This window comes from Stenotrophomonas maltophilia, assembly GCF_002799155.1.
Lineage (GTDB): Bacteria > Pseudomonadota > Gammaproteobacteria > Xanthomonadales > Xanthomonadaceae > Stenotrophomonas > Stenotrophomonas maltophilia_R.
Genome location: NZ_NERD01000002.1, coordinates 1,069,003 through 1,087,653, shown reverse-complemented (window position 1 = coordinate 1,087,653; position 18,651 = coordinate 1,069,003). Strand labels below are relative to the sequence as shown.

Here is an 18,651-nt window from a genome sequence, read left to right as displayed (position 1 = left end):
CTCTACTCGGCCGCATCAGGCGTGGCCAACCCGTGCAGGTTAGCGTAGATACGTGCCGCGAGGGCGTCATTGATGCCTTCCACCTTGGCGATTTCCGCTTCACCAGCCGCTTTCAGGCCGACCAGGCCGCCGAAATGCTTGAGCAGGCTGGCGCGGCGACGCGGCCCAATTCCTGGAATGTCCTCCAGCTTGCTGGTCATCCGCGCCTTCTGGCGGCGGCCGCGGTGGCCGGTGATGGCGAAGCGGTGCGCCTCGTCGCGCACCTGCTGGATGAACTGCAGCGCCGGATTGGCCGCGCCCGGGCGCAGCTCGCGGCCATCGGGCATCACCAGCGCTTCATGGCCGGCGCGGCGCTCCACGCCCTTGGCCACGCCCACCAGCAGCACGCCTTCCACGCCCAGGTCGGACAGCGCGGCCTGCGCCTGCGCCAGCTGGCCCGCGCCGCCATCGATCAGCAGCACGTCCGGCAGCACGCCCTGCTCTTCCACCGCGCGGCGGAAACGGCGGTCGATGGCCTGGCGCATGGCGGCGTAGTCGTCGCCCGGCTCGATGCCGCTGATGTTGAAGCGGCGGTACTGCGCGCGCACCGGGCCTGCGGCGTCGAACACCACGCACGATGCCACGGTGGCCTCGCCCAGCGTATGGCTGATGTCGAAGCACTCGACCCGCTTGACCGGCTCGGCCAGGCCCAGCATGTCGCGAAGCGCATCGCTGCGCGCGTGCTGCGCATTGCGGCTGTTGAGTTCGGTGGCCAGGGTCAGCTGCGCGTTGCGGCTGGCCAGTTCCACATAGCCAGCGCGCTCGCCGCGCACATTCCACTTCAGCTGCACCTTGCGCTCGGCCGAGGCCGACAGCGCGGCGACCAGCAGATCGGCATCGGGAATCTCGCGATCCAACAGGATCTCGCGCGGCGGCTCGAATTCGACGTAGTACTGGGAGACGAAGGCGGCCAGCACTTCTTCCGGGCTCTCCTCGCCATTGGTGCGGGGGAAGAACGGGCGGGTGCCGAGGTTGCGGCCATCGCGGAACGCCAGCAGCAGCACGCAGGCCTGCGAGCCCTGCATGGCCACCGCCAGCACGTCCAGGTCGGCGGCGCGGCCGTCCACGTACTGGCGGGTCTGCATGCTGCGCAACGAGGAGATCAGATCCCGCAGGCGCGCAGCCTGCTCGAACTCCAGCGCCTCGCTGGCGGCCTGCATCTGCTCGCCCAGCTCACGTGTCAGCTCGTCGCTCTTGCCTTCAAGGAACAGTGCGGCGCGGCGCACCGATTCGGCATAGTCCGGCGCCGGCACCAGCTCCACGCAGGGTGCGCTGCAACGGCCGATCTGGTACTGCAGGCACGGCCGCGAACGGTTGCGGAACACGCTGTCCTCGCAGCTGCGCAGCTTGAACAGCTTGTGCATCAGGTTCAGCGTTTCGCGCACGGCGGTAACGCCGGGATACGGCCCGAAGTAGCGGCCAGGAATGGCCCGCGGGCCGCGATGCAGCGCGATGCGCGGCCAGTCCTCGCGGGTCAGCAGCACATGCGGGTAGGTCTTGTCATCGCGCAACGAGACGTTGTATCGGGGCGACAACGATTTGATCAGCTGGTTTTCCAGCAGCAACGCCTCGGCTTCCGAGCGCGTCACGGTCACATCCATGCGCGTGATCTGCGAGATCATCGACATGATCCGCGCATTCTTCGGGCTGCCGTTGAAGTAGCTTCCGACACGGTTGCGCAGCGCGCGCGCCTTGCCCACGTACAACAGGGTGTCGTCGGCCGCATACATGCGATACACGCCGGGGGCGGTACTGAGCTGTGCCGCGAAGGCCTTGCCGTCGAAGGCCGGGGCTGGAACGTCGGTCATTCGCTGATCGGGACTTCGCTGAGCACGCCGCTGTCGGGGTCGAATCGCAGCACGGCATGGGCGTCGGTCTCGGCAATCCACACCGCACCGGCGCCCACCGCCAGGCCGGCCGGGCCATGCAGGCGGCGCGGCAGCGACTGGGTGGTCAATTCACCGCCGCCCAGACGCAGCGTGCGCAGGCGACCGTTGCCGGTATCGGCAATCCACAACAGCGGAGCGTCCGCGCTCAATGCGATTGCCTGCGGGAACTGCAGGCTGGCCTGCGCGCGCGGGCCGTCTTCACTGCCGAAGCGCCAGGGCCCCTGCCCGACCAGCGTCTGTACCAGGTCGCCGCGCAGTTGCAGCGCGCGGATCGAGGACCCCAACGCATCGGCGACGTACAGCACCTGCTGCACCACGGCCAGCGCGGTCGGCTGCGCAAAGGCGGCCAGATGGCCACTGCCATCCCGCTCGTCGATGGAGCCGCTGCCGGCGCGCCATTGCAGGCTGCGCTGGCCCAGGTGGTAACTCCAGATGCGGTTGTCGCCGGCCATCGCGATGTGCAGCTGGTTGTCGGCGATGGCCAGTCCGACCGGATGGTCCAGCGAGACCTGCCGCGCCTGCGCCACCGGGCCTTCCACTGGCGCACCTGGGCGCCCGTTGCCACACAGCGTGTCGACGATGCCGGTCAACAGGTTGATACGGCGCACGGCGTGGTTGCCGGTGTCGGCGACGTACAGCGAATCGCGTTCCAGCACCAGCGCCTGCGGGCGGTGGAACGCCGCTTCGGCCAGGTTGCCGTCCATGAAATCAGCGGTGCCGAGGCCGAACTGGCGCAGGATGCGGCCACCATGGCTGCATTCGAGGATGCGGTGATGGCCACTGTCGGCGATGTACAGGCGCTCGGTACTGACCGCCAGCCCCAGCGGGAAGCGCAGGGCCTGTCGGGGCTCCGGATGCAGTTCGCTGCCGCCGCGCGGCGGCGCCGAAGGGCCCCCTTGGCACAGCGCATTCAAGGCGCGCTCCAGTTCACCGGGTGCGCCCTGCCCGACCAGCCGCTGCTGTTCGCGGCCCTGCGCATCCAGCAGCACCATGGTCGGCCAGGCGGTAACGCCGAAGCGGCGCCAGCCATCCCAGTCGGCATCGAGCAGCACGGGCATGGCCAGGCCCTGGCGGCGCAACAGCTTCAGTGCGGCACCGGCGTCGCGCTCGAAATCGAAGCGCGGCACCTGCAGCACCAGCGGCTGCAGCTTGCCAGGGTGGCGCGACAGCCACTGGCCGAACTCGGCCAGGCGTTGCGCACTCCAGGCGGAGGCCGCATTGACGAACAGCAGCGCGACCGGCCGGCCGCGCAGTTCGGTCAGGGTACAGGGGGTGGCATTGAGCCAGGTGGCGAACTCGGGCAGGTCCGGGACGGGCTGGACGTTCATGACCCGATTATGCCGGAGTCGGCGTCATGCAACAGTCGTGCCACCGCACGTTTTGCAGCATCGTCGACCAGCGACCAGACCTGTTCGAAATGATCGCTGCCGCCGGTGTAGGGATCAGGGATCGCTACCCGCCCCTGCCCGCCCGACCAGGGCAGGTACAACGCCAGCCGTTCACGCTGGGCCGCCGACGCCAGGCGACCGGCATCACGCAGGTTGGCCTCGTCGGCGCACAGGATCCAGTCGAAACGGTCGAAATCCACGGCCTGCAGCTGGCGTGCGCGCAGGCTGCCGATGTCCACGCCGTGTCCGGCCGCGCAGGCGACCGCGCGGCGGTCCGGCGGCTCGCCCACGTGCCAGTCGCCGGTGCCAGCCGAATCAACCTGCACCTGCCCGGCCAGCGGCGAGGCATCCAGGCGTGCGCGCAGCGCTCCTTCGGCCATCGGCGAACGGCAGATGTTACCGAGGCAGACGACCAGCAGCCTCATCGCGCCGCCATCGCCTGCAGCAGCCCCTCGGCGCGCTCCAGGTCCTCGGGCGTGTCGATGCCCGGCGGGAACGGCTCGGGCGAGATCGCTACGCTGATCGGGTAGCCCGCTTCCAGCACACGCAGCTGCTCCAGCGATTCGACCTGCTCCAGCTGGCCCGGCGGCATCGCCGCGAACTGCTGCAGGAAGCCGGCACGATAGCCGTAGATGCCGATGTGGCGCAGCCAGGCATGGCCTTCAGGCAGCGCGTCTCGGCTGCGTGCGAAACCGTCGCGGTGCCAGGCGATCGGCGCGCGGCTGAAGTACATCGCCTCGTTGCGCACGTTGCGCACCAGTTTCACCACGTTCGGGTCGAACAGGGTATGCGCGTCCTCGACGGTCGTGGCGAGGGTCGACATCGGCGCATTGCCACCGACCAGTGCGTCGGCCACCGCGCGGATGCCGGCCGCCGGCGCGAACGGTTCGTCGCCCTGCAGGTTGACCACCACCGTGTCATCGGCCCAGCCGGCGGTGCGCGCGCACTCGGCCAGCCGATCAGTGCCGGAGGCGTGCGTGGTCGCTGTCATTGCCACCTTCACCTCGGCCAGCCCGGACAGCGCATCGGCAATGCGCTGATCGTCGGTTGCCACCCAGACCTCGCGGGCACCGGCCTGCAGCGCGCGGCGCGCCACATGCAGCACCAGCGGCTCGCCGCCCAGCGGGCGCAATGGCTTGCCCGGCAACCGCGAGGCGGCATAGCGGGCGGGGATGGCGACGACGAATTCAGTCATGCGGGCGGTACTCGGCAGGCTCGTTACAACGGGAATGCGGCCAGCGTCGCGTGAATGCAAGCGCCACCGCGCCACTCAGTTCGGTCGCAGCTTGTCCAGGCGATCGGTCAGCGCCACCCAGAACGCCGCAGGCAGCTCGGCGCGCAGCGGAACCGCGTAGTGCCAGTCGTTGCCGAACGCACGGCATTTCACCGCGTCCTTCTCGGTCATCAATACCGGCAACTGGCTACCGAAGGACAGGTCCTGCGGCTGGTAGGCCTGGTGGTCGGCGAATGCGTGCGGCACCACGCCGATCCCACGCGCGCGCAACATGTCGAAGAAGCGCTGGGGATGGGCAATACCGGCCACTGCATGCACGCGCTGGCCCTTGAAGTACGCCAGCGGGCGGGCGCGGCCACCGGCCAGCGGCTGTGCACTGTCGATGTGCAGCGCCATCGGCCACTGGCCGAAGCCACAGGCCTGGGTCGCGGTTTCCTCATCGGCCTGGCCGAGGTTGACCACGCGGAAATCGCATTCACTGGCACGGCTGACCGGCTCGCGCAACGGCCCGGCCGGAATCATCCGGCCATTGCCGTAGCGGCGCTGCGCATCGACCACTTCAATCTCGATGTCGCGGGCCAGCCGGTAGTGCTGCAGGCCATCGTCGCAGACGATCACATCGCAGCCGGCCTCGACCAGCGCCTTGCCGGCGGCGACGCGGTCACGGTCCACGCGCACCGGCACGCCGGTCTTCCAGGCAATCAGCACCGGTTCGTCACCGCCCTTGGCAGTCGGCGTATCGGCCTGCACCCACAACGGTTTATCGGCCTCTTCGCGGCCATAACCGCGGCTGGCTACGCCCGGCTTCCAGCCAGCCGCGCGAAGCCGCTCGACCAGGGCGATGGTCAGCGGCGTTTTGCCGGTACCACCGGCGGTGATGTTGCCGACCACGATGACCGGCACGGGCAGCGAGTGGCGCTTGCGCCAGCCATGCCGGTAGGCCCGCCGGCGCAGTGCGGTGACACCGGCGTACAGGGGCGCCAGCAGGCGCATCGTCCACGGAACCGGGCTGCCGTCGTACCAGTACGGCGGGGTCTGGGTACCCTTGCCGGCCATCAGTCCTGCCTTTCGCGGAACTGCATGCTGTGCAGATGCTGGTACAGGCCGCCCAGTTCGAGCAGCTCCTTGTGGGTACCGCGTTCAACGATGCGGCCATGGTCCATCACCAGCACCTGGTCGGCATGCTCGATGGTCGACAGGCGGTGCGCGATGACCAGCGTGGTGCGTTCCGGCATCAGGCGCTGCAGCGCATCCTGCACCAGGCGCTCGGATTCGTTGTCCAGCGCCGCAGTGGCTTCGTCGAGGATCAGGATCGGAGCGTCGCGCAGGATCGCGCGGGCAATCGCCAGGCGCTGGCGCTGGCCACCGGACAGCAGCGCGCCGTTCTCGCCCACCGGGGTCTGCAGCTGCTGCGGCATGCGTGCGATGAACTCCCAGGCGTTGGCGGCTTCGGCCGCCGCACGGATCTGCTCGTCGGTCGCGTCCATGCCATAGGCGATGTTGGCGGCGATGGTGTCGTCGAACAGCATCACCTTCTGGCCGACCATCGCCACCTGGCGGCGCAGGTCGGCCAGCGGGTAGTCGTCCAGGGCCACGCCATCGAGGGTGATGACACCGCCGCTGGGCTCGTAGAAACGCGGTACCAGCCGGATCAGGCTGGTCTTGCCGCTGCCGGAACGGCCGACGATGGCCGTCACCGTGCCCGGCCTGGCAACGAAGCTGATGTCGTCCAGGGCGATGCCGCTGTCTTCGCGGTAGCGCAGCATGACGTGGTCGAACGCCAGTTCACCCCGCACACGCTGCACGCGGTGCCGGCCCTCGTCACGCTCCACCGGCATGTCGATGATGCCGAACAGGCGCTCGGCCGCAGAAACGCCGCGGGAAATCGAGGTCTGTACGCTGGTCAGGCGGCGCAGCGAGGGAATGATGGCCATCATCGAGGTCATCAGGCCCATGAACTGGCCGGCATTGAGGCGGCCCGCCAGTGCTTCGCGGGTCGACACCCATACGATCACCGCCAGTGCCAGTGCGGCCAGGAACTGCACAACGCTGGAGGCGGCAGCGCGGGTGATCTCGACCTTCATGTTCAGCGCCAGCATCCGGTTGGCCAGGCGCGAGTAGCGCGAGATCTCGTGCTGCTGGGTGCCATGCACCTTCACTTCCTGCTGCGCAGCCAGCGACTGCTCGGCGGTCTGCGCCATCGTGCCCATGCCGTCCTGGATGCCGCGGCTGATGCGCCGGTAGCGCTTGCCGACGTAGGACACGATCACGCCGATCAACGGCACCACCACCAGCATCGCCAGGGTGACCTTGACGCTCATCTGCAGCATCACCGCCAGCATCGCGACGATGGTAAGGGTGTCAGCCACCACGGTCTTCAGTGCATCGGCACTGGCCTGGGTGACCTGTTCGGTATCGAAGTTCAGGCGGCTGACCATCACCGGTGTCGCTTCGGTATCGAAGTGCGACGACGGCAGGTGCAGGTACTTCTGCAGCACCTGCTCACGCAGGTCGCGGACCACGCTGCGGCCGGTCTTGGCCAGCGTGTAGTCGCTGACCCAGGTGGCCACGCTGCGCATCAGGAACAGGCCAAGAATGGTCAGCGGCAGCACCACGGCCGCGCGCGGCTGCGGATCGACGAAACCTTCGTTGACCAGCGGCTCCATCAGCTTGGTGAAGTGATAGCCGGCAAGGGCTTCGACCACCATGGCGATGACCGCGCCCACCATGAACACCCAGTAGGTGCGGGTATAGCCCAGCAGACGTTTGTAGATCGGCCACACCGGCGCGTGATGGGAACTCATGGACGCACCTCTGGCGCAGTTGCAATGGCGATACGACGGAACCCGAGCTGACCGAGCGCATCCTGCGCAGTCACCACGGCCTGGTAGGGAGTACGCGCGTCGGCGCGCAGCAGCACGGGCTGGCTGCGATCACTGCCGGCAACGGCGGCGATGGTCTGCTTGACCGACTCTACATCGTTGCGCAGCACTTCCTGGTCATTGATGAAATAGCGGCCTTCGGCGTTGATCAGCACGCTGAGCGAACGCGGCGGCTCGTTGTTGGGCTGCTGGCTGGCGGTCGGCAGCTGCACCTGCAGCGTCGAGCGCGCATCGAAGGTGGTGGTGACCACGAAGAAGATGATCAGCACCAGGATGACATCGATCAACGGAACCAGATCGATATGCGGCTCATCCTGGGATCGGTCATTGCCGATACGCATCGATCAGGCCTTCGCCGTGGCGGCGCTGGCCGGGCGCGCCGACGGCGACGGGTTCATCACCCCCGGGCGACCGTCGAGCGTGTCCAGCAGGGCGCTGGCTTCCTGTTCCATCTCCACCACATAGCCGTGGATGCGGCCCTTGAAGTAGCGATGGAACATCAGCGCCGGGATGGCCACGATCATGCCGGTGGCGGTGCACACCAGCGCCTTGCCGATGCCGCCGGCCAGCTGGTTCACGTCACCCACGCCATGGTCGAGGATGCCCAGGAACATCTGGATCATGCCGATCACCGTGCCCAGCAGGCCCAGCAGCGGGCCAGCCGAGGCAATGGTGCCCAGTGCGTTGAGGAAACGCTCCATGCGGTGCACCAGGTGCCGGCCGGTATCTTCGATGCGCTCGCGGATCTGGTCGCGTGGACGGTTGCGGGCTTCCAGCGCCGCGGCCAGCAGCGCGCCCAACGGCGAGTTGGCCCGCAGGGTCTGCAGGTGCGCCGGGTCAAGCTTGCCGCGTGCGGCCCAGTTGCGCACTTCCTGGCCGAGGCCGGGCGGCAGCACTTCCGTTCGCCGCAGGGACCAGAAACGCTCCAGGATGATCGCCAAAGCCAGTACGCCCAACAGCAGCAGCGGCACCATCGGCCAGCCACCGGCCTTGACCAGTTCCCACACGTTTCAACCCTCCGGCCCAACGGCCGCTTGTTCGATCGGCGATAGGATAGCAGCCGACCGCGCCCGCCCAGCGGCATCCCACCACCGGGATGCATGGATACGCTGTTCACGCAGCTGCAGCCCTTGTGCGCCAAGCCATACGCGGATCGCACCGGACTCTGCGGTGGACACCACCTCGGCCCCCTGCGCCTGCCAGCGCCGGACCACGTCCTGCCGCGGGTGGCCGAAGCGATTCTGGTGCCCGGCCGAGACCAGCGCCAGCCGTGGAGACACCGCCGCCACCCAGGGCGCGCTGGAGCTGCCGCTGCTGCCATGGTGCGGCACCAGCACCACATCCGCCTTCAGCGCCGCCGGAGACGCCCGCAACAGCGCCTGTTCGGCCGGACGGCCGATGTCCCCGGGCAACAGGACCACGCCATGGGGGCTGGCCACGCGCAGCACGCAGCTGTCTTCGTTCTCGGCCCGCTGGCTGCCCGCATCCGGGTGCAGCACCTGGAAATCGACCCCGTCCCAGTGCCAGCGCAGGCCCCGCTGGCAGCGCTGGGCGCCGGTGATCGCACTGCCCGGCGGCGCCAGCAGCGGCAGCCCCGGCAGCTGAAGGCGCAGGCTGGGCAGGTTGCCGGCATGATCGAGGTCGTCGTGGCTGAGCAGCACCCGGTCGGGCGGAGCCTGGCCCAGCGCACGCAGTGCTGGAACCAGGACCCGCTCGCTGCCCTCGTCCCCGCTCGGCGGCCCCACGTCGTACCAGAGCGCATGCCGCGCGGTGCGCAGCAACACCGCCGTACCCTGGCCGACGTCGTGCACCAGCAGCTCCAGCGCTCCCTCGGCCGGCCGCTCGCGCAACGGCCACAGCAGTGGCAGGCACAACAGCAAGCCGGCCAGCCCGCCCCCGGCGCCGCGCGGCAGCAGCCACCAGAACACGCCCAACAGCGCCGCCGGCACGGCCCAGGCCGGCGCCTCGGCCAGCCACCACATCGCCTGCGGATGCACCGCCAGTGGCTGCAGGGCCTGCCAGCTGATCTCGAACAACCACGCCGCAGCGCTCCACACCCAGCGCCCGGCCCCGTCGGACAGCACCTGCAGGCCGGTACCGAGCAGCGACAGCGGAACCACCAGCAGGGTCCACCAGGGAATGACCGGCAGGTTCACCAGCGGCCCCAGCCAGGCGGTGCCACCGAACAGCGCGATGCCCAGCGGCACCAAGCCAACGCTGGCTACACCCTGTGCGGCCAGGAACCCGCGCAGGCTGGCGACGATGCCGCGCGGACGCCCCTGCGGCAGGCACCACACCAGCCACAACACGCCGCCGAAGCTGAGCCAGAAACCCGCCGACAGCACCGACAGGGGCGCCGGCAGCAACAGCGCCAGCGCCGCCAACGCAAGCCCCTGCATCGCACCGAGCGGGCGCCGCCCGCTGCGCGCCAATGCGATCAACCCGATCATCAGCGCCGTGCGCACGGTCGGCAACTCGCCGCCGGCCAGCACTGCATAGCCTGCTGCGGCCAGGGCCGCGGCGCAGGCCGCCGCCTGCGGACGTGGCCAACGGCATGCCAGCAGCGGGCACAGCCACCACAGCCCCCGGCACAGCAGCGCCCCCAGCCCCGCCACCACTCCGACATGGAACCCGGAAATGGCCACCAGATGGGTCAGTCCCAGTGCCCGCAGCTGATCCCAATCGGTATCGGACAGGCCACGCGTATCGCCCAGTGCCAGCGCCTGCACGAAGCGTGCGGCCGGATGGGCCACCTGCGCGGCGATGGCGGCACTGGTGCGTTCACGCCATGCTGGCAGGCCATGCGCGGCCTGCAGCTCACGCGCGTTGGCCGGCGCCCGCACGGTCCCGCTGCCGGACACGCCACGCAGCAACGCATGGCGCTCACCGTCGAAACCACCGGGATTGATCCGCGAACGCGGCGCCCGCACGCGCAGGGCCAGATGCCACTGCGCACCGGCCCGGACCCGATGCCGCCCAGGTTCAGCGCCGGTGGCAGTGCGGGCATGCCAGGCATCGTTCCAGGTGACCTGCAGACGCTTGCCACGCAGTGATGGCAGTTCGCTGCTCTCATTGACCTGCAGCAGGAAGCGGGTGCGCGCGACCCCGCGATCCGGCAGATCGATGACCCGGCCACTGACCAGCACATTCCGTGCCGGCTGGTCCGGCGGCAGCTGGTGCTGCAAGGCCCAGTGCCCGTGCATCGCCGTCCAGCCGGCACCGAACAGGAAGACCGCGGGCAGACGCCCACGCCAGCGCAGCCCCCACCCTGCGCTGCCGAGCACGAACATCACCGTACAGACCCACAGCGGCGGCAGCAGCGGCAGCTGCACGCAGGCCAGCGCGCCCAGCGTCAGCGCCGCAGCGGAGCCGCTGCCCAGCAAGGGAGACGGGGAACGCTGATCGGCCATGAAGCCAGCCTGCCGCCGCCGGCAGCAGGTTGCCTATCAGGACTTGCCCCGCAGTTGCGTCAGCGTCGAACGCTACCGCGATGGAAATTGACCCGGAAGCTCGCGCCGCCTCCCGAGGCCTCGCCGACACTGACCGAGCCACCGTGGTGCTGCACGATTTCCTTCACCAGGTGCAGGCCGAGGCCACTGCCGCTGCCCGCCGCGCGCAGGCGATGGAACGGCTCGAAGATCGCCTCACGGTCGCCCACCGGAATGCCCGCGCCCTGGTCGCTGACTTCCAGCAACCCGCGCGTATCCAGCCGCACGCAGATGGTGCCACGGCCACCGCCATGCACGATTGCGTTGTGTACCAGGTTGGCGATCACCCGCCCCAGTGCCAGGCTGTCGCCGTGGATCCACACCGGCGCTTCCGGCGCATCCACTTCGAAGCCATAACCAGCGCCGACCACCAATGGCGCCAGGTCCGCCGCTGCTTCACGCACCAGCACGGCCAGGTCCAGCCGCTGCAATGCACCCACGTTGCGGTCAAGCCGCTGCAGATCAAGCAAATGCTCGGCGACATTGCCCAGCCGCGCCACGTCGGTCAGCAATTGCGATTTCAGCTCCCCCTGCGGCAGCTGCGACAGGCGCGCCTGCACCACGGCGATCGGTACGCGCAGCTCGTGCGCCGCGTCGGCAAGGAACTTGTCGCGCGCTGCATAGCCCTGCTGCACCTTGTCGATGGCATCGTTGAATGCTTCCACCAGCGGCGCCACTTCCGTTGAAACCAGCTGCGCATCCAGCCGCGCACCGGGTTGGCCGATGTCCAGTTCCTTGGCCTGCTGCGCGGAACGGCGCACGCCCCGCATCGCCCGGTGGATCACGGTCGGCATCACCAGCAGGGTGACGACGATCAGTGGCAGGAAGAACCACAGGCCGATCAGGCGCAGCACCATCAGTGCGCCGTCCAGCAGCCCGCCCTTGGGTGCGCCACCGACCATCACCGTGATGCGGCGCCCATCCTCGTTGCGGATCATCACCCGTGCCACGTCCAGGTAGGGCGGCACCAGCGAACCCAGTTCGGTGGCACCTACGGTCGGCAGTCGCGCAAGCAGCGGCGCGTGGATCGCAGGAATGGTGCCGCGCTCCAGCCACATGCCCTTGTCGTCCACCGCGGCAAACCAGAGGTTTCCCCCGGCGTCGGCATCGAGTGTGTCCCAGCGCGCCTGGTCCAGCACCAGCCGGCCGCCTTCGCTGTGAACCGCCTTGGCCACCGCCTCGGCAACGAACATGTCCATGCCCCAGGAGTCCTTGTCCCCCCATGTCAGGATCAGCGCGACCACCGCGAACAGTACGGTGAAGGCCTGCGCCAGGAACAGGCGCCAGGCCAGGCCAAGGGTAATCGAACGGATCGGACGGGCCATTTCAGGCCTCCGCCAGCAGGTAGCCAACGCCGCGGATCACATGGATCTCCACCCCGGCCCCGGCCTGCTGCAGCGCCTTGCGCAGCTTGGAGATATGCGCATCCAGCGCATTGGACTGGATCTCATCGTCGAAGCCGTACACCGCCGCCTCCAGTGCACTGCGGGTGACCGTGCGCCCCTGCCGCATCGCCAATGCCTGCAGCACCAGCACCTGGCGTCGTGGCAATGCCAGTGGCCGGCCCTCCACCTGTGCCTGCAGCGATTCGAAATCGAACTCGAGCCGCCCCAGCCGCAGGCTGGGCGTCACCATCGCCGAAGGCCTGCGCGATACGGCACGGATACGCGCCATCAGCTCCTCGATCGCCACGGGCTTGACCAGATAGTCATCGGCACCGACGTCCAGGCCTTCGACCTTGTCCGACAGCGTGCCCTTGGCGGTCAGCATGATCACCGCCAGGTTCGGCCGCAGCGCACGCGCCATCGCAACAAATCCGGCGCCATCGCCATCGGGCAGCTGACGGTCGAGCAGCAGCAGCTGGTGCACCGGTTCGCGCAACGCGAGCGCGGCCTCGGCAAGGCTGCCAACCACGTCGGCGACCACGCCCTGCCGCTCCAGGCCCGATTGCAGCGCACGGGACAGATCAGGATCGTCTTCGACCAGGAGGATGCGCATCAGGGACTCGTCAACCGGAAACGCTGCCGATCATAGTGCCTGGCGCCCTGATTTTCCGCCCATGCATGCCGAACGCGCGGGCGCAATGTTCTGACAATGTTGCCCCGTCACCATGCGCAGCCATCTCCTGCAAAGTGGCTGATCGATGCCGTCGCTGTCCCCGCCCCTGCTGCGCCCGCTGCTGTTCACCGCTGTTTTCGGCGTGCCGTTGATCGCCCACGCAGCCGAGCAGAACCCTGGCGTGCAGGCCGGCATCAGCGCTGGCGCGACCTCCGGTGCATACGCGCACTATGACGTCAAACCGCTGCTGGTACCGGCCGTTGCCTGGCAGGGCAAGCGCTTCTTCGCTAGCCCAGGCTCGCTGGGCATGTACCTCTACAAGGGCCAGGGACTGCGCCTGTCGGCGGCGGTCACGCCCTACACGCTGCGCTTCAAGACCGGCGATGTGGACGACGCACAGCTGCGCCGCCTGCACAGCCGTCAGATGTCGGCGATGGCGGGCATCAACGCTGAGTACAGCGCCGACTGGGGCATGGTCGAGGCCAGCGTGATGCGGGAAGTCACCGGCCATGGCGGTGGTATCGAGTCGCGCCTGCATTACAGCTATCCGATCCAGGCGGGCCGCTTCACCTGGGTTCCGCGGGCAGGGGTGGTGCATTCCAGTGCTCGGCTGCTCGACTACTACTACGGCATCAGCGACGAAGAAGCACTGCGCTCTGGCCTTGCCACTTACCGCCCAGGCAGTACCACGTCGCCGAGCCTGCAGATCGCGGTCAGCACGCCACTGGGCACGAAATGGCGCGCCACCGGCGTGGTGTCCAACCAGTGGTTCGGTGATGCAGTGAAGGACAGCCCGATGGCGCGACGTGGCACGCAGACGTCGGCCTTCGTTTCCCTGATGCGCTCGTTCTGAGCGCGCACCCCTACGGACAAGGACCCCCCATGGCCTCCGTCTCCCCCGTCACCGAAGCCCACGCGATCCTGCGTGCACCCGACCTGGACAGCGCCGAGCGCGTCTATCTGGGGCTGATGCCCGACCTTGAACACGTGAACGCACTGGCCCGCCGTGCAGTGGGCCTGTCACGCGTTGCAGACGCCGCACGCGGCTATGCGTTGTCGATGACCCTGGTCGGACTGCGCCTGCAGGAGCTTGAGATGGGCGAACCGACCGCCCGGGAACATCGCCAGGCGACCCTGCGCAGCCTGCGCCAGACCTTCAGCGCCTGACGGTACACGCATGGAAATCGCCGCCGCCCCCTTGCGGCGGCACCCGTATCCACTACCTCGGCAGGGCCTGCGCACAGGCAAGCCCGGCGCGATGGCGTTGCTCAACGCAGCGTGGTCCATGCCAGCAGCGCACACAGGATTGCGACCCAGATTACTGCCTTGAACGTGCCTTCCAGCATGTTGCCGCCGAACAGGCGTTCCAGGAACGGATTGGGCCTGGATTCGGGTACGTGATCGCTCATGCGGCAGCTCCTTGCAGTGTCGGCGCGGTTGCGCGGTAGCGCCGAGTCTACGCCTGCGCGGCCCGGCTTCATCGGCGTCTGCCTGCCTTTGGCGACGCAATCCCTGCCTTCGTCGCAGGCCGGCTGCGGTGCCCGGCAGGCCATGCCAGCCTGCATGCACTTTCCCGCCGGAGCACCGTGCCATGCCGATGCTTGCCCTGATCCTGCTGCTCTCCAGCCTGTTCGGCGACGCCAGCGGACCCACCGACGATGCCCTGCGCAGCCAGATCCTGCGCGCCGAGGCCCCGCAGCACACGCATGACGTGCTGCCCCTGCAGCTCTATCACCTGCGCCAGGACCGCGTACTTCGATTGGGCTGCCAGCGGCTGCCAGACGACCACAGGGGCCGCCCCCAGGCCGCGCTGGTGCGGGCAGGTGTGGCGCAGCTGTGGGAACGCGTCGATGGCCACTGGCGGATCCAACGTTCGGTCAGCATCACCCGCTGATTTCACGCCACTGAACCGATCGGGATGCGGCCTCGCGGGAAGAAGGGAGGCCCCCCCCGGAACGAAAAAAGCCGGCCCAGTGGCCGGCTTCCATCGTTTCCACCATTTCACCGGCAATGCCGGGAGCAGGTGGTGGGCGGTACAGGGTTCGAACCTGTGACCCCTACCATGTCAAGGTAGTGCTCTACCGCTGAGCTAACCGCCCATCATGTTCTTGCCACCCGAAGGCTGGCCTTGTTACGTAAAAACCCGGCGCCAGGGCCGGGCTTTGCAGTTCACGACAGCCCTCTTCCGAGAACTTCGTGGTGGGCGGTACAGGGTTCGAACCTGTGACCCCTACCATGTCAAGGTAGTGCTCTACCGCTGAGCTAACCGCCCGTTTTTCTTCTGCATTTCCGCGATTGCGTCGGTGCAGGCCGCGTATATTACGTATGCCGGCGGGGAAGCGCAACACTTTTGTGAAGATGATGCTGCACTGCCGCGTTCAGCCCAGACTGGCTTCCTTCAGCTGCCGGATCTGGTCACGCACGCGTGCGGCATCTTCGAACTCCAGGTCCTTGGCATGCTGGTACATCTGCTGTTCCAGCGCCTTGAGACGGGACGCAAGCTGGGCCGGGCTGAGCAAACGATAGTCGCTCCCTTCCTCGGCAACGCCGGGCCGGCCCTTGCCCTTGCCCTTCTTCGCCTCCTTCTCCGCCGCATCCGAACGCGCGCCCTCGAGGACGTCGACGATCGGGCGCGCCACCGAGCGCGGCACGATGCCATGTTCTGCGTTGTACTCGACCTGCTTGGCGCGGCGGCGGTCGGTCTCGTCGATCGCCGCCTGCATCGAACGGGTCACCTTGTCCGCGTACAGGATCGCCTTGCCGCGCACATTGCGGGCGGCGCGGCCGATGGTCTGGATCAACGAGCCGGTCGAGCGCAGGAAGCCCTCCTTGTCGGCGTCGAGGATCGCCACCAGCGACACTTCCGGCATGTCCAGGCCTTCGCGCAGGAGGTTGATGCCGACCAGCACATCGAACTTGCCCAAGCGCAGGTCGCGGATGATTTCCACGCGCTCGACCGTGTCCACGTCCGAGTGCAGGTAGCGCACGCGGATACCATGCTCGGTGAGGTACTCGGTGAGGTTCTCGGCCATGCGCTTGGTCAGCGTGGTGACCAGCACGCGGTCGCCGGCCTTGATGCGTTCGTTGGCCTCGCTCATCAGGTCGTCGACCTGGGTCCCCACCGGGCGGATCTCCACCACCGGGTCGATCAGGCCGGTCGGGCGCACCACCAGCTCGGTGATCTCGTCGCCGGCCTCGCGGTATTCGTACGGCCCTGGCGTTGCCGACACATAGATGCTGCGCGGGCAGCGCTCCTCCCACTCCTCGAAGCGCAGCGGGCGGTTGTCCAGCGCCGACGGCAGGCGGAAACCGAACTCGACCAGGGTTTCCTTGCGCGAACGGTCGCCCTTGAACATCGCGCCGATCTGCGGAATGGTCACGTGCGATTCGTCGATCACCAGCAGCGCATCGGCCGGCAGGTAGTCGAACAGGGTCGGCGGCGGCTCGCCGGCATTCTTGCCGGTCAGGTGCCGGGAGTAGTTCTCGATGCCATTGCAGTAGCCGACCTCAGCCATCATTTCCAGGTCGAACTGGGTGCGCTGGGCCAGGCGCTGCGCCTCCACCAGCTTGTTCTGCGCGTACAGCTGCTCCAGCCGCTCCTTCAGCTCCACCTTGATCGTCTCGATCGCCGCCAGCACGCGCTCGCGCGTGGTCGCATAGTGTGTCTTCGGGTAGACCGTGAAGCGTTGCATGTTGCGCAGCGTCTCGCCGGTCAGCGGGTCGAACAGGGTGATCTTCTCGACCTCGCCATCGAACAGCTCAAGGCGCAGCGCCTCGCTGTCCGACTCGGCCGGGAACACGTCGATCACTTCGCCGCGCACGCGGAACGTACCGCGCTGCAGTTCGTACTCGTTGCGTGTGTACTGCAGCTGGGTCAGGTGGTTGATCAGGTCGCGCTGGTCGATGCGCTCGCCCTTGGACAGGATCAGGCGCAGTGACAGGTAGTCTTCCGGTGCACCCAGGCCATAGATCGCCGACACCGTCGCCACCACGATCGCATCCGGGCGCGACAGCAAGGTCTTGGTCGCGGCCAGGCGCATCTGCTCGATGTGCTCGTTGATCGAACTGTCCTTCTCGATGAAGGTGTCCGACGACGGCACGTAGGCCTCGGGCTGGTAGTAGTCGTAGTAGCTGACGAAATACTCCACCGCGTTGTGCGGGAAGAATGCCTTGAACTCGCCATACAGCTGCGCCGCCAGCGTCTTGTTCGGCGCCATGATCAACGTCGGCTTCTGCACGTTCTGGATGACGTTGGCGATGGTGTAGGTCTTGCCCGAGCCAGTCACGCCGAGCAGGGTCTGCTTGGCGATGCCGGCCTCGAAGTTGCTGGTCAGCTTCGCGATGGCATCGGGCTGGTCGCCCGCCGGCGAATACGGCGAGACAAGTTCAAAACTGTCGCTCATGGTGTTGCCAGTTCCCGGGAAGGTTGAGTATACGGGGCAAGGGGTGACGGCTGGCTGAGGGGTCGCCGGGCAGCCCGCCGCGGAGAATCCCGATGGCGGCTGCCCAGCCGGGCGCGGAGGCTGGATGCATGCACCCGACCCACGCCCCCTGCCCCCACGGCCCCCGCACTGCGCGGGGCGTGCACCTGACCGAACTGCTGGTGGTCATCGCCGTGCTGGCGGTGCTGCTGGCCGCGACCTGGCCGGCACTGCGGCCCCTTCTGCTGAGGCACCGCGCCGATGCACTGCAACTGACCCTGCACGCCAGCCTGTCCGGCGCACGCAGCGAGGCATTGCGCAGGCGCGAGCTGATCGGCCTCTGCGCCAGCGTCGACGGCCTGCACTGCGGCGACGACTGGAGCGCCGGCTGGATCATCTACCGCAGCGGCGACCAGCGCGGGGAACCGGCGTCGCCGGAAGCGATCCTGATCCACCATACCGGGCGCCCGGACATCTCGATCCTTGCCAAGGCCAGCAGCGGGCGCCCCCAACTGTTCTTCCAGGCAGATGGACGCAGCCCGGGGGCCAACCTGAGCCTGCGCATCTGCGCGGGCAATCGGCTGCACGGTGCGCTGATCGTCAACAATGGCGGCCGCGTCCGAAGTGAGCACGTAGACCGCGATACACCCTGCTGAATGCTTGCGCAGAAAAGCAAAAGCCGCGATTTCTCGCGGCTTTTGCAGTATCTGGCGCCCGAAGTTGGACTCGAACCAACGACCCCCTGATTAACAGTCAAGTGCTCTAACCGGCTGAGCTATTCGGGCGGGGAGGCGCATTGTACTGGTCGATCACAGGAAGATCAACACCTGTTTCACCAGCAGCTGGCAACTCCACCGTCGGCCGTCTTGCGGTTGGCCTGGTCCACGCTCAACTTGCCGCAGCTGTCCTTGGCCTGCGTGCCCTGCGGGGTGGCGGTAATGGTGAAGCTCGTGCCATCCCCCTTGTAGTCCAGGTTGTAGCGCGCGGTCCCGCCATCACGGGGCGACACCTTGGTCGGCAGCGCGTAGCCCGTGTAGGAGTTGTTGCTGGTGTGGTAGCGCTCGGCACGCTGTGCGTACTCGGCCAGGTCCGCCTTCACCACGGCGCGATGCGATCGGCGCACGTATTCCTGATAGGACGGAATGGCGATCGCCGCCAGGATGCCGATGACGATCACCACGATCATCAGCTCGATCAGCGTAAAGCCAGCCGCGCGGCGAGGCATGGGAGTGTGCAGCATGAGCATGGATCC

Annotated in this window: 18 protein-coding genes and 3 tRNA genes; 4 read left to right on the top strand and 17 right to left on the bottom strand. The window is 67.9% G+C overall.

The genetic code is table 11. From position 1 onward, the window contains the following. Nucleotides 1-2 precede the first annotated feature (2 nt). The 11 genes from uvrC to B9Y82_RS05495 all read right to left on the bottom strand — a co-directional run bounded on the left by uvrC (nucleotide 3) and on the right by B9Y82_RS05495 (nucleotide 12,918). Nucleotides 3-1,847, bottom strand: coding sequence for an excinuclease ABC subunit UvrC (gene uvrC / locus B9Y82_RS05545; RefSeq protein WP_100471861.1), 1,845 nt, complete (start codon nucleotides 1,845-1,847; stop codon nucleotides 3-5). Then, the gene (locus B9Y82_RS05540) at nucleotides 1,844-3,256 is read right to left on the bottom strand and encodes a hypothetical protein (protein WP_100471860.1); all 1,413 of its coding nucleotides are present in this window, start codon (nucleotides 3,254-3,256) and stop codon (nucleotides 1,844-1,846) included. The genes uvrC and B9Y82_RS05540 overlap by 4 nt, the downstream gene beginning before the upstream one ends. Next, the gene (locus B9Y82_RS05535; protein WP_100471859.1) at nucleotides 3,253-3,741 is read right to left on the bottom strand and encodes a low molecular weight protein-tyrosine-phosphatase; all 489 of its coding nucleotides are present in this window, start codon (nucleotides 3,739-3,741) and stop codon (nucleotides 3,253-3,255) included. The genes B9Y82_RS05540 and B9Y82_RS05535 overlap by 4 nt, the downstream gene beginning before the upstream one ends. Continuing rightward, on the bottom strand, nucleotides 3,738-4,511 hold the full coding sequence (gene kdsB, locus B9Y82_RS05530) for a 3-deoxy-manno-octulosonate cytidylyltransferase (protein WP_100471858.1): 774 nt from the start codon (nucleotides 4,509-4,511) through the stop codon (nucleotides 3,738-3,740). The genes B9Y82_RS05535 and kdsB overlap by 4 nt, the downstream gene beginning before the upstream one ends. Before the next feature lie 75 nt (nucleotides 4,512-4,586). Next, complete coding sequence (gene lpxK, locus B9Y82_RS05525) at nucleotides 4,587-5,606, bottom strand: tetraacyldisaccharide 4'-kinase (RefSeq protein WP_100471857.1); 1,020 nt, start codon at nucleotides 5,604-5,606, stop codon at nucleotides 4,587-4,589. Further along, entirely contained in the window at nucleotides 5,606-7,354 is a 1,749-nt protein-coding gene (msbA, locus tag B9Y82_RS05520; protein ID WP_100471856.1) for a lipid A export permease/ATP-binding protein MsbA, read from the bottom strand. Before msbA ends, lpxK begins: the two co-directional genes overlap by 1 nt. Continuing rightward, a complete protein-coding gene (locus B9Y82_RS05515; RefSeq protein ID WP_100471855.1) occupies nucleotides 7,351-7,773 on the bottom strand; it encodes an ExbD/TolR family protein in 423 nt (140 codons plus the stop codon). Before B9Y82_RS05515 ends, msbA begins: the two co-directional genes overlap by 4 nt. 3 nt (nucleotides 7,774-7,776) lie before the next feature. After that, nucleotides 7,777-8,439 carry a MotA/TolQ/ExbB proton channel family protein gene (locus B9Y82_RS05510; RefSeq protein WP_100471854.1) on the bottom strand — a complete coding sequence of 221 codons (663 nt, stop codon included), beginning with the start codon at nucleotides 8,437-8,439 and terminating at the stop codon, nucleotides 7,777-7,779. 3 nt (nucleotides 8,440-8,442) lie between these two features. After that, on the bottom strand, nucleotides 8,443-10,842 hold the full coding sequence (locus B9Y82_RS05505; RefSeq protein ID WP_100471853.1) for a DNA internalization-related competence protein ComEC/Rec2: 2,400 nt from the start codon (nucleotides 10,840-10,842) through the stop codon (nucleotides 8,443-8,445). 59 nt (nucleotides 10,843-10,901) lie between these two features. Then, nucleotides 10,902-12,245, bottom strand: a complete 1,344-nt coding sequence (locus tag B9Y82_RS05500; protein ID WP_100471852.1) for a sensor histidine kinase — start codon at nucleotides 12,243-12,245, stop codon at nucleotides 10,902-10,904. 1 nt (nucleotide 12,246) lies between these two features. Further along, a complete protein-coding gene (locus tag B9Y82_RS05495; protein WP_100471851.1) occupies nucleotides 12,247-12,918 on the bottom strand; it encodes a response regulator transcription factor in 672 nt (223 codons plus the stop codon). A gap of 145 nt (nucleotides 12,919-13,063) precedes the next feature. Here B9Y82_RS05495 and B9Y82_RS05490 point away from each other — a divergent pair, with 145 nt between their 5' ends. Then, nucleotides 13,064-13,831 (top strand): MipA/OmpV family protein, encoded by a 768-nt coding sequence (locus B9Y82_RS05490; RefSeq protein ID WP_100471850.1) that lies wholly within the window; start codon nucleotides 13,064-13,066, stop codon nucleotides 13,829-13,831. 29 nt (nucleotides 13,832-13,860) lie between these two features. After that, complete coding sequence (locus tag B9Y82_RS05485) at nucleotides 13,861-14,145, top strand: hypothetical protein (RefSeq protein WP_100471849.1); 285 nt, start codon at nucleotides 13,861-13,863, stop codon at nucleotides 14,143-14,145. Between the two features lie 101 nt (nucleotides 14,146-14,246). On the opposite strand, the gene B9Y82_RS20745 is transcribed toward B9Y82_RS05485, so the two are convergent. Next, complete coding sequence (locus B9Y82_RS20745) at nucleotides 14,247-14,387, bottom strand: hypothetical protein (protein ID WP_202908117.1); 141 nt, start codon at nucleotides 14,385-14,387, stop codon at nucleotides 14,247-14,249. Nucleotides 14,388-14,569: 182 nt separating this feature from the next. Here B9Y82_RS20745 and B9Y82_RS05480 point away from each other — a divergent pair, with 182 nt between their 5' ends. Then, nucleotides 14,570-14,872: a hypothetical protein gene (locus B9Y82_RS05480; RefSeq protein WP_100471848.1), complete on the top strand. Its 303-nt coding sequence runs from the start codon at nucleotides 14,570-14,572 to the stop codon at nucleotides 14,870-14,872. 130 nt (nucleotides 14,873-15,002) lie between these two features. Here B9Y82_RS05480 and B9Y82_RS05475 read toward each other — a convergent pair. From B9Y82_RS05475 to uvrB, 3 genes are all read right to left on the bottom strand, one after another. After that, nucleotides 15,003-15,077 (bottom strand) — tRNA-Val (locus tag B9Y82_RS05475). Nucleotides 15,078-15,175: 98 nt separating this feature from the next. Continuing rightward, nucleotides 15,176-15,250 (bottom strand) — tRNA-Val (locus tag B9Y82_RS05470). Nucleotides 15,251-15,356: 106 nt separating this feature from the next. Continuing rightward, nucleotides 15,357-17,381, bottom strand: coding sequence for an excinuclease ABC subunit UvrB (uvrB, locus tag B9Y82_RS05465; RefSeq protein WP_100471847.1), 2,025 nt, complete (start codon nucleotides 17,379-17,381; stop codon nucleotides 15,357-15,359). A gap of 128 nt (nucleotides 17,382-17,509) precedes the next feature. Here uvrB and B9Y82_RS05460 point away from each other — a divergent pair, with 128 nt between their 5' ends. Beyond that, nucleotides 17,510-18,055: a GspH/FimT family pseudopilin gene (locus B9Y82_RS05460; protein WP_100471846.1), complete on the top strand. Its 546-nt coding sequence runs from the start codon at nucleotides 17,510-17,512 to the stop codon at nucleotides 18,053-18,055. A 52-nt stretch (nucleotides 18,056-18,107) separates the two neighbouring features. Here B9Y82_RS05460 and B9Y82_RS05455 read toward each other — a convergent pair. Further along, a tRNA-Asn gene (locus B9Y82_RS05455) sits at nucleotides 18,108-18,184 on the bottom strand. A 47-nt stretch (nucleotides 18,185-18,231) separates the two neighbouring features. Further along, nucleotides 18,232-18,639 carry a type IV pilin protein gene (locus tag B9Y82_RS05450; protein WP_005415966.1) on the bottom strand — a complete coding sequence of 136 codons (408 nt, stop codon included), beginning with the start codon at nucleotides 18,637-18,639 and terminating at the stop codon, nucleotides 18,232-18,234. Between the last annotated feature and the right edge of the window lie 12 nt (nucleotides 18,640-18,651).

Coding starts and splice junctions, on each gene's coding strand:
- B9Y82_RS05540 (WP_100471860.1), bottom strand. CDS start 3,256: ATGAACGTCCAGCCCGTCCCGGACCTGCCCGAGTTCGCCACCTGGCTC.
- msbA (WP_100471856.1), bottom strand. CDS start 7,354: ATGAGTTCCCATCACGCGCCGGTGTGGCCGATCTACAAACGTCTGCTG.
- B9Y82_RS05485 (WP_100471849.1), top strand. CDS start 13,861: ATGGCCTCCGTCTCCCCCGTCACCGAAGCCCACGCGATCCTGCGTGCA.
- B9Y82_RS05480 (WP_100471848.1), top strand. CDS start 14,570: ATGCCGATGCTTGCCCTGATCCTGCTGCTCTCCAGCCTGTTCGGCGAC.
- uvrB (WP_100471847.1), bottom strand. CDS start 17,381: ATGAGCGACAGTTTTGAACTTGTCTCGCCGTATTCGCCGGCGGGCGAC.
- kdsB (WP_100471858.1), bottom strand. CDS start 4,511: ATGACTGAATTCGTCGTCGCCATCCCCGCCCGCTATGCCGCCTCGCGG.
- B9Y82_RS05515 (WP_100471855.1), bottom strand. CDS start 7,773: ATGCGTATCGGCAATGACCGATCCCAGGATGAGCCGCATATCGATCTG.
- B9Y82_RS05490 (WP_100471850.1), top strand. CDS start 13,064: ATGCCGTCGCTGTCCCCGCCCCTGCTGCGCCCGCTGCTGTTCACCGCT.
- B9Y82_RS20745 (WP_202908117.1), bottom strand. CDS start 14,387: ATGAGCGATCACGTACCCGAATCCAGGCCCAATCCGTTCCTGGAACGC.
- uvrC (WP_100471861.1), bottom strand. CDS start 1,847: ATGACCGACGTTCCAGCCCCGGCCTTCGACGGCAAGGCCTTCGCGGCA.
- B9Y82_RS05535 (WP_100471859.1), bottom strand. CDS start 3,741: ATGAGGCTGCTGGTCGTCTGCCTCGGTAACATCTGCCGTTCGCCGATG.
- B9Y82_RS05460 (WP_100471846.1), top strand. CDS start 17,510: ATGCACCCGACCCACGCCCCCTGCCCCCACGGCCCCCGCACTGCGCGG.
- lpxK (WP_100471857.1), bottom strand. CDS start 5,606: ATGGCCGGCAAGGGTACCCAGACCCCGCCGTACTGGTACGACGGCAGC.
- B9Y82_RS05450 (WP_005415966.1), bottom strand. CDS start 18,639: ATGCTGCACACTCCCATGCCTCGCCGCGCGGCTGGCTTTACGCTGATC.
- B9Y82_RS05500 (WP_100471852.1), bottom strand. CDS start 12,245: ATGGCCCGTCCGATCCGTTCGATTACCCTTGGCCTGGCCTGGCGCCTG.
- B9Y82_RS05495 (WP_100471851.1), bottom strand. CDS start 12,918: ATGCGCATCCTCCTGGTCGAAGACGATCCTGATCTGTCCCGTGCGCTG.
- B9Y82_RS05505 (WP_100471853.1), bottom strand. CDS start 10,842: ATGGCCGATCAGCGTTCCCCGTCTCCCTTGCTGGGCAGCGGCTCCGCT.